The sequence below is a fragment of the Pseudarthrobacter sp. 01T43 genome (genome assembly GCF_056398665.1).
The window spans coordinates 1-7,883 of sequence record NZ_JBFTPV010000044.1 but is presented as its reverse complement, the minus strand read 5'-3'; the positions used below and the strand labels follow the sequence as shown (position 1 = coordinate 7,883).

The 7,883-nt window shown below is 61.9% G+C and carries 9 protein-coding genes and 1 pseudogene; 8 read left to right on the top strand and 2 right to left on the bottom strand.

All coding sequences use genetic code 11. From position 1 onward, the window contains the following. Positions 1-164: 164 nt before the first annotated feature. A complete protein-coding gene (locus AC1DIM_RS19430) occupies positions 165-1,001 on the bottom strand; it encodes an aminoglycoside phosphotransferase family protein (protein WP_477712120.1) in 837 nt (278 codons plus the stop codon). 103 nt (positions 1,002-1,104) lie between these two features. On the opposite strand from AC1DIM_RS19430, the gene AC1DIM_RS19425 reads away from it, so the two are divergent. Continuing rightward, entirely contained in the window at positions 1,105-1,578 is a 474-nt protein-coding gene (locus AC1DIM_RS19425; RefSeq protein WP_477712119.1) for a GNAT family N-acetyltransferase, read from the top strand. 62 nt (positions 1,579-1,640) lie between these two features. Here the strand turns inward: AC1DIM_RS19425 and AC1DIM_RS19420 are convergent, their stop codons facing one another. Continuing rightward, positions 1,641-2,078, bottom strand: coding sequence for a MaoC family dehydratase (locus AC1DIM_RS19420; RefSeq protein WP_477712118.1), 438 nt, complete (start codon positions 2,076-2,078; stop codon positions 1,641-1,643). 333 nt (positions 2,079-2,411) lie between these two features. Here AC1DIM_RS19420 and hxlA point away from each other — a divergent pair, with 333 nt between their 5' ends. The 7 genes and pseudogenes from hxlA to AC1DIM_RS19385 form a co-directional block, all read left to right on the top strand. After that, positions 2,412-3,035, top strand: a complete 624-nt coding sequence (gene hxlA, locus AC1DIM_RS19415; RefSeq protein ID WP_477712117.1) for a 3-hexulose-6-phosphate synthase — start codon at positions 2,412-2,414, stop codon at positions 3,033-3,035. Between the two features lie 119 nt (positions 3,036-3,154). Continuing rightward, positions 3,155-3,808 carry a GPR1/FUN34/YaaH family transporter gene (locus AC1DIM_RS19410; RefSeq protein ID WP_477712116.1) on the top strand — a complete coding sequence of 218 codons (654 nt, stop codon included), beginning with the start codon at positions 3,155-3,157 and terminating at the stop codon, positions 3,806-3,808. Between the two features lie 305 nt (positions 3,809-4,113). Next, positions 4,114-4,611 carry a flavin reductase family protein gene (locus AC1DIM_RS19405; protein WP_477712115.1) on the top strand — a complete coding sequence of 166 codons (498 nt, stop codon included), beginning with the start codon at positions 4,114-4,116 and terminating at the stop codon, positions 4,609-4,611. A gap of 69 nt (positions 4,612-4,680) precedes the next feature. Beyond that, positions 4,681-5,163 (top strand): hypothetical protein, encoded by a 483-nt coding sequence (locus AC1DIM_RS19400; protein ID WP_477712114.1) that lies wholly within the window; start codon positions 4,681-4,683, stop codon positions 5,161-5,163. A gap of 95 nt (positions 5,164-5,258) precedes the next feature. After that, positions 5,259-6,488: an MFS transporter gene (locus AC1DIM_RS19395; protein WP_477712113.1), complete on the top strand. Its 1,230-nt coding sequence runs from the start codon at positions 5,259-5,261 to the stop codon at positions 6,486-6,488. A gap of 81 nt (positions 6,489-6,569) precedes the next feature. Further along, a complete protein-coding gene (locus AC1DIM_RS19390; protein WP_477712112.1) occupies positions 6,570-6,785 on the top strand; it encodes a hypothetical protein in 216 nt (71 codons plus the stop codon). 106 nt (positions 6,786-6,891) lie between these two features. After that, positions 6,892-7,883, top strand: a pseudogene (locus AC1DIM_RS19385) (glucose-6-phosphate isomerase); the annotation flags it as partial.

Here is a 7,883-nt window from a genome sequence, read left to right as displayed (position 1 = left end):
ACCCACCTCCCCGACCGCACAACCAAGGAACCCCAGTGGAACACCCCCGGCAGCGGGGCCGGCTAATCCGGCATGCCACGAACCCCAGCCCGTCCGGCCAAATCAAATCCCCGGATCCTCAACGAGCGCGTCGGTGGATCGAGGCTTAGGCGCGCAGCCCAAAGTCAGCCTTTCAGGATCTGCCTGATCCCGAACCCGCCGACGGCGAACATCCGCGGATTGTCGTCGGAGTTGCTCAGCATCGCAGTGGACAGGACGAGAGCCCAGCCCCGGGCCCTCGTCCAGGTGCCGCCACCCACTGTGCCCCCAAAGGCGCCCAGAAACCGGTGGCGGGCGCCGGCGTCGAACATCAGCCACCCCACCGCAAGATCGACGGCCGGGTCCCCCGCCAGCAGGATATTGCCCGGGTGAAGGTCCCCGTGGAGCATCATCGGCGGACCATCCCAGGCCTTGGCAGCAAGGGCCCGCTCCCATATTGCACTCAGTGCTGCTGCCTGCGGGTAGCGTTCGCGGTCCCCAAGCCGTTCCACCACTGCAGAGTCGCGGTCCGTCAGCGGCACGCCGCGGACAGGATTCACCGGAACTCCCGCTGCGGCGGGCACGTGGAGGGAGAGGAGGAAGTCGGCCAGGCCCTCAGCGGCCGGCCCACGGTCAGCAGGGTCGACGTCGGCCGCGGCAGTCCCGGGGACCCACTGCACGATGCTCCACGGCCACAGAAAGTCCGGCGCCGGCCGGCCGGCGTGGAGGGGGACAGGAACCGCAACTGGTGAGCGGCGGGCTATGTCGGGGAGGTAGCGCTGCTCATGCAGGATCAGCGGCACGGCCTCCGCCCTGCGCGGCAGCCGGACGGCCAGGTCGTCGCCCAGCCGGAAGGTCGCGTTGTCCCAGCCATTCGCCGCCCGCACTAGGGGAAGATCGCGGAGGTCGGGCCGCTGGTCCCGGAGGAGCAACCGCACGACGGCGTCACTGACTTCCACCGTGGCTGGTGGCATTCCCGCCATTCAGAGCTCCGCTTTCCTTTATCCTGCAATGCAATCCGGCCCTTCCTTGTCCGAATATAGTGCAGGTCCCTGGGGCGGGAGGGGCGCCGGTAAATTGGAGGCGATGATTCACATTGCCAAGGATGACCCCGCACGAGCGGATGTCCATAAACTACTGAGCGAGCACCTGGAAGACATGTTCGCCACGTCGCCTGCCGAGAGTGTGCACGCGCTGGACCATTCTGCGCTGTCCGCACCGTGGATCACGTTTTGGACGGCCCGCGAGGAAGGGGAACTCCTTGGCTGCGGCGCACTCAAGGACCTCGATTTCCCGGACAGCCCGGTGAAGCATGGCGAGATCAAGTCCATGCGTACCGCAGCGGTTGCGCGGGGGCGAGGGGTGGCGACGCTTATGCTCCGGCACATCCTCGACGTAGCCCGGACGCGAAACTTCGAGCGCATCTATCTTGAGACGGGAACCGAGGACTATTTCGCTCCCGCCCGGCGCCTGTATGTCCGCAACGGATTCAGCGTGTGCCTTCCCTTTGCCGACTACGTCCTGGACCCGAACAGCGTGTTTATGGAACTCTGCCTCTAGATCGCGACTTTCTTGAGAAGTGCATGGCTGCGAGGGCACGAACGCAGGCGCTGCTGACACGACTACTCGCCGTCCCCGCAAAGGTCCATCGTGTAGCAGACGGCCGTACCTTCCAGGACAACCGTCCCATCTCCACGGACAACCCAAGTCCGGAGCTTGGTGATCGGCTTGTCCTCCCGCGCTTCCAGAACTTCAACATGGCCGGTAATGAGGTCGCCCGGACGGACAGGCGCCTTGAAGTCCCAATTAACATTCAGGAAAACGGTGCCCGGGCCAGGTAGCTCCTCCGCCACGACGGCGTTCAGGATGGCGCTGGTGACCCCGCCCTGAACCACAATTCCCCCAAACCGTGAGGCCTTTGCCGCCTGAGGATCATAGTGAAGGGGATTTCGGTCACCGCTGATGTCGGTGAACAATCTGATGTCGCTGTCCTCGACCCTGCGTGATAGTTGGGCGGTTTGCCCCACGACGGGGCGGGTGCGGGCCTGGATCGTGGTCATGACTGACCTTTCTAGTGCGAGTTGGTCTTGCCGGTCCTGCTGCAGGGTGTCCCAACAGAATTGCGCCGGCACGCCCGGAGGTCAATCCGTACTGGGTTCCGTAGTGAAATCCGTGATGACCACGGATGCACCCTCCTGTGACACATCCCACACTGGGTGGGGCGTAGTAAATCTCGACCCTGAAGATGACGGATCCGCCCGGCTGGTCATGAGCTGATGGCCACCCAAACCCTTACTGACTGGACCTTCAGCTTGATATCCAGCAGCCCGCCTGCGGCTATCCGCCAGCAGTTTGCATACCCAGAACAGATCCCGACAGAAAGAAGAACCATCGTGAAGCTCCAAGTTGCCATGGACGTCCTGACCACCGAAGCCGCACTCGAACTGGCCGGTCAAGTCGCCGAGTTTGTCGACATCATCGAACTCGGCACTCCCCTGATCAAGGCTGCCGGCCTCTCCGCGGTCACCGCGATCAAGAACGCCCACCCGGACAAGATCGTCTTCGCTGACATGAAGACCATGGACGCCGGCGAACTCGAAGCCGACATTGCTTTCAAGGCCGGCGCTGACCTGGTCACCGTGCTCGGTGCCGCTGACGACTCCACCATCGCCGGTGCCGTCAAGGCWGCCAAGGCCCACAACAAGGGCGTTGTCGTTGACCTCATCGGCATCGCAGACAAGGTCACCCGYGCCARGGAAGTCCGYGCCCTGGGTGCRRAGTTCGTTGAGATGCATGCCGGCCTGGACGAGCAGGCCAAGCCCGGCTTCGACCTGAACGGTCTGCTCCGCGCCGGTGCAGAAGCCCGCGTTCCGTTCTCCGTGGCAGGCGGCGTGAAGCTCGCCACCATCGCAGMYGTCCAGAAGGCMGGCGCYGAYGTWGCCGTYGYCGGYGGCGSCATCTACGGTGCAGCCGACCCGGCACTGGCAGCCAAGCAGCTCCGCGCCGCCATCAACTAACCAGCTGATTCATGGTGGCGCTTGTCCAGGACCAGTCGCCGCCCGGACACCGCCTGCGCTTCACAAACCCCATTCGTTGAACCTCGCGCCCCTTTCCCAAGCATTGGAGTTCTCCTGCCATGTCCAACACTTCCGTTATCGACAACCCGTCCCTCACCTCTACAGCACCCATCGCCCCGCCAGCTCCGCTTAGCGGCCCGCTGGCGGGGGCACCGGGCATAGTCGGACTCCCCATGGCCATCGCCGGAGCATTCGGCCTGGGCCTGGTCAACACCGGGTTTGTACCCGCAGGCGCAGGTGGCGCTGCCTTACCCACAGTCATCGCCGCGTCCGCCATAGGACTGCTGCTGGCAGCTGTCTGGGCCTCTGCGCTCGGCCAGAACGTATCAGCTGGAATCTTCGTGCTGTTCTTCGGATTCTTTGCCACCTATGGAACGCTGTCACTCGGACTTGTCAATGGATGGCTTGGCATTCCCGCTGATCAGGTCGTCAATGCTCAAACACTCTGGCTGACGTGTTGGCTGCTCATTTTCGTCATGCTCACTCTGGTGACGCTGCGTCTCCCCTGGGGTAACGCCCTCATGCTCGTATTCGTCGACATCGCTCTCGTCCTGCTCCTCATCGGCACCGTACAAAGCAACGCGAGCATGATCAACCTTGGCGGTTGGTTTACTTTCGCTTTCGTCGCCGTGGCCGTCTATTTCTACGTCGACGTGATGTGGAGCCAGACCGGTGGACGTGGACTGCCCCTCGGGAGGCCCCTCGTCCGCTAAACAGTCCAGTCTCAACCGACGACGAGACTTCACCGCGCAGCAGGCCCCCGGAATTCAAGCCCCCTCCCGGAGGCGGACCGGGGGTCTGCTGCTTGTGCGTCCTAAAACAGCTCAAATTGGGAAATGACACGTTCCCGCTGAATGGGATTTTGTACGCATTTGGAGCACTCAGTAGCCCTTCCCGTGGAGAAATCCGTGATGACCACGGATGCACCAGGACTGTGACGCAATCCACACTGAAAGGGAATTGTTGTAGCGACTAATTGGGCGGGACCGTCCGCACCAATCCATTGAAAGGAAAAATCATGACTACACAAATTGCCGACGATAGTCTCCTCCTCCAAGAGGCCCTCACCCATTTTCCGGCAGGTGTCGTAGCCCTGTCGGCGACGGTCGACGGCGAGCGGCAAGTTCTCATCGCTTCGTCTTTTTCTGTCGGAATCTCCTATGAACCGCCGCTGGTTCTCTTCTCCGTCCAGAAATCTTCATCCACTTGGCCGGGCATCAAGGATGCGCCCCTCATTGGCGTGTCGGTCATGGGCGAAGACCATAACCCGATCTGCCGTCAGCTCGCATCGCGCGATAAGTCAAAGCGTTTCAACGGAGTAGAGACCTTTTCCGGGGACCGGGATGACCTTTATATTTCCGGGTCTCCCCTGTGGCTTACTTGCTCCATTTACCAAGAGGTCGACGCAGGCGACCATATTCTCATTCTGCTGAAAATTGAAGATTTCAAGGCACACAGTTTGCACATGCCCCTGGTTCTTCACCGTTCTTCTTTGGGCCGCTGGGACAGCATTTAGCGCTCACAAGCGAGACGAATGAGAGGCAGTACAACCATGATCAACACGCTTCCTCAAGTCGTGAATGTTATGAACGCACGGGCCGGCGACTCGATGACGAGTGCCACGCAGCTGGACATCCTGCTGACGTGGAGGGGCCGGGTGGGTCTCTTCAAGAAATCCGAGCACGGTTCAACGGCGAGTACCCCCTGGCAACTTCTCTCCGTGGCTCAGGCGGGCAGTGGTTCAGCTTCGGATGAGGGATTCCTGCAGTGCATCCAACTGCTCCATGGCGAAACCGGCCTAGCCGTTCGTGACATCCTCACGATTCAGCCTGGCCCGACCATCGAGGTCTCCCACGGCTCGCAAAGCACCTTGCACGCGGTCTACGTGGTCGAAACCAACCAACGCCGGTTGGCCCTCGGGCCCGAGTACTCGGTGCACAGGTGGGTCAAGAAACCGAGGATCGGACGGTTCGACGGTGGCGCCGATTGGCTCGGACCTGTACTTGAAGCCGCCGCTTCCAGGCCGGTACCCAACGCGGCCGGCAGCGTTCCGGCATTGGCCGCTTAATACACAGCAATACGCGGCGCGGGACAACGAAGACCCGCATCCACACCCGATGTGAAACCAGGCGCAACTCCCCGTCGAATGACTGAAGGATACGAATGGCACTCCAACAAGCAACCTTGCCCATGGTACGAGGACGTACCAGATCAATTCGCCTCATCCTGCTTTGTCAGGTCCTGACCTTGGCCGTCTGGTTCGCGTCGACTGCCGCATTGCCGAGCATCGCGACCCTCGAATCCATTTCTGAGACACAAATGGCGCTGATGACCAGCGTGCTGCAGGTGGGGTTCGTTGTGGGCGCGCTGCTGAGTGCTTGCCTCAATGTGGCAGACAGATTTGACCCCAGGAACCTCTTTGCAGCGTCGGCGGCAGCGGCAGCAGTGACGACTGCAGCCCTGCTTGTGGTGTCGCCAGTAGGAACCGAGGCACTCATTCTCAGGGCCCTTACGGGTGTAGCCCTGGCAGGAATCTACCCCGTGGGTATGCGGATGGTGGCCAGTTGGGCTACCAACGACCTGGGAAAACTTGTCGGCCTGCTGGTCGGAGCACTGACCATAGGATCTGCCCTGCCCCATCTCTTCACCATCGGTGAAGCCTGGGACTGGAAACTCGTTTATGCAGTCTCATCAATTGCTGCACTGTCGGCAGCGGGCCTAGTCAAACTTGTGCAGCTCGGACCTGCCTTTAAGCGGGCGCAAGCGTTCGACCCGAACGTTGCGAAAGCTGCTTGGCTCCAACGCCCAGTCCGTCTGGCCAACCTGGGATATCTCGGCCACATGTGGGAACTGTACGCAATGTGGGCCTGGATCGGGCTGTTCTTCCGTGCTTCATTGGACGCCCGGGGAGTTGATCAACCGGGGCTTGCACCCGCAGCCACCTTCATCGTCATTGCCGCCGGCGCCCTGGGGGCAATGATCGGAGGGCGTTTAGCCGATCGGTTTGGCCGCACGGCCGTCACCATCTACTCCATGGCCATCAGTGGAGCATGCGCACTGACCGTTGGCTGGCTCTTTGGCGGGGATCCTCTGCTCATACTCATCGTGGCCGTAATCTGGGGCATCTCGATCATTGCGGATTCTGCTCAATTCTCAGCGTGCGTCGTTGAACTCTCACCGCCCGAGTCAGTGGGCACAATGCTGACCATCCAAATCTGCATGGGCTTCGCACTAACCCTTGTCACCATCCAATCCATGGGCTTTGTTGTCAATCATCTGGGCTGGGGAATCGGGTTCTCGATGCTCGCCCTGGGTCCGCTCTTTGGCTGCGTGGCCATGTGGCTGCTGAGACGCGACCCGGCTGCATCCCTCCTCGCAGGCGGGCGCAAATAAAACTCCGTTCAAAATCGCCATCACCCCCTCACCGGATGCGGGGGCGATGATCACCAATCCGTAGGAAGGAAACTGTTCATTATGCGTAGTAACGCCACTAAACACTTGGAAGTCATTGTCACCGAGCCCGGTCGACTCTACGAGCAACTTAACAGTGCCGAGGTTGCGCTCCAGCAGGCGGCGGTTCCCCACCGCCAGTCCGGCATCCTTGTCACCCGTCATCATCCTGGCCGGTACACCCTCACGCTCAGCAACAAAGTTCCTTTTGGGGAGACCCGCGAGCAGATCCTCTCGTAACCGTCAGTCGAAAACCGCACTGACCTTCGAAGAAAGAAGGCATCAATGCGGCCACGGACTTCCTCGCTGATCTGCGCGCCTCATCCAGATTCTTAGGAGAAACACCATGACCATCCAGGCACAGCAGCTCTCGGGCCCGGACTACGACGCCAGCGGTGCCGCGCAGCGGGCACTTGAGGAGCATTTGCCCGCCTTGGTGGCGGACCGTATTGCGACCCGGATTTTCGCGAAGGACCATACGTTGTGGGGTCCGGAGGCGGAGGCGGAGTCTGCTGTCCGCCTTGGCTGGGTTGAGGCGGCTACCGTCTCGCAGGCCTTGGTGCCGGGCATCCTGGAGCTCCGGGATGCGTTGCAGGCCGAGGGCGTGTCCCGGATTGTGTTGTGCGGGATGGGCGGGTCCTCGCTGGCTCCGGAGGTTATTGCCGGTACTGCTGGTGTCGGGCTGACTGTGCTGGACAGCACGGACCCGGATCAGGTTCGGGCTGCCCTCGCGGACCGGCTGGCTGAGACCGCGATTGTGGTTTCGTCCAAGTCCGGTTCGACGTTGGAGACTGATTCGCAGCGCCGGATTTTCGAGCAGGCCTTCACCGGGGCCGGTATTGAGGCGAAGAGCCGGATCATTATTGTGACCGATCCGGGTTCGCCGCTGGATAAGGCCTCGCGTGAGGCCGGTTACCGTGCGGTGTTCAACGCGGACCCGAATGTTGGTGGCCGGTATTCGGCCCTGACCGCGTTCGGTCTGGTCCCGTCGGGCCTGGCCGGTGTTGATATCCAGGGGTTCCTGGATGAGGCTGAGGAAGCAGCGGAGATCCTTAATGAGGATGCGCCGGAGAACATCGGGCTGGCCCTCGGGACGGCCCTGGGCGGCACGAACCCGCTGCGGAACAAGATTGTCATCGCGGAGGACGGCTCCGGGATTGTGGGCTTCGCAGACTGGGCCGAGCAGCTTATCGCCGAGTCCACGGGCAAGTCCGGTACCGGGGTCCTGCCGGTCGTCGCCGGTCCCAACTCCCCGGAGGCCGGCTCCGGCGCGCCTGATGTCCTGGTGGTCCGGCTGGTCGCCGCTGATGCCGAGGTCGAGCTCGGTGAGAACGAGGT

Excerpts from the sequence above, each read along its gene's own strand:
- AC1DIM_RS19425 (WP_477712119.1), top strand. The coding sequence starts at position 1,105 with ATGATTCACATTGCCAAGGATGACCCCGCACGAGCGGATGTCCATAAA.
- AC1DIM_RS19420 (WP_477712118.1), bottom strand. The coding sequence starts at position 2,078 with ATGACCACGATCCAGGCCCGCACCCGCCCCGTCGTGGGGCAAACCGCC.
- AC1DIM_RS19405 (WP_477712115.1), top strand. The coding sequence starts at position 4,114 with ATGACTACACAAATTGCCGACGATAGTCTCCTCCTCCAAGAGGCCCTC.
- AC1DIM_RS19390 (WP_477712112.1), top strand. The coding sequence starts at position 6,570 with ATGCGTAGTAACGCCACTAAACACTTGGAAGTCATTGTCACCGAGCCC.
- AC1DIM_RS19430 (WP_477712120.1), bottom strand. The coding sequence starts at position 1,001 with ATGGCGGGAATGCCACCAGCCACGGTGGAAGTCAGTGACGCCGTCGTG.
- AC1DIM_RS19395 (WP_477712113.1), top strand. The coding sequence starts at position 5,259 with ATGGCACTCCAACAAGCAACCTTGCCCATGGTACGAGGACGTACCAGA.
- AC1DIM_RS19410 (WP_477712116.1), top strand. The coding sequence starts at position 3,155 with ATGTCCAACACTTCCGTTATCGACAACCCGTCCCTCACCTCTACAGCA.
- AC1DIM_RS19400 (WP_477712114.1), top strand. The coding sequence starts at position 4,681 with ATGAACGCACGGGCCGGCGACTCGATGACGAGTGCCACGCAGCTGGAC.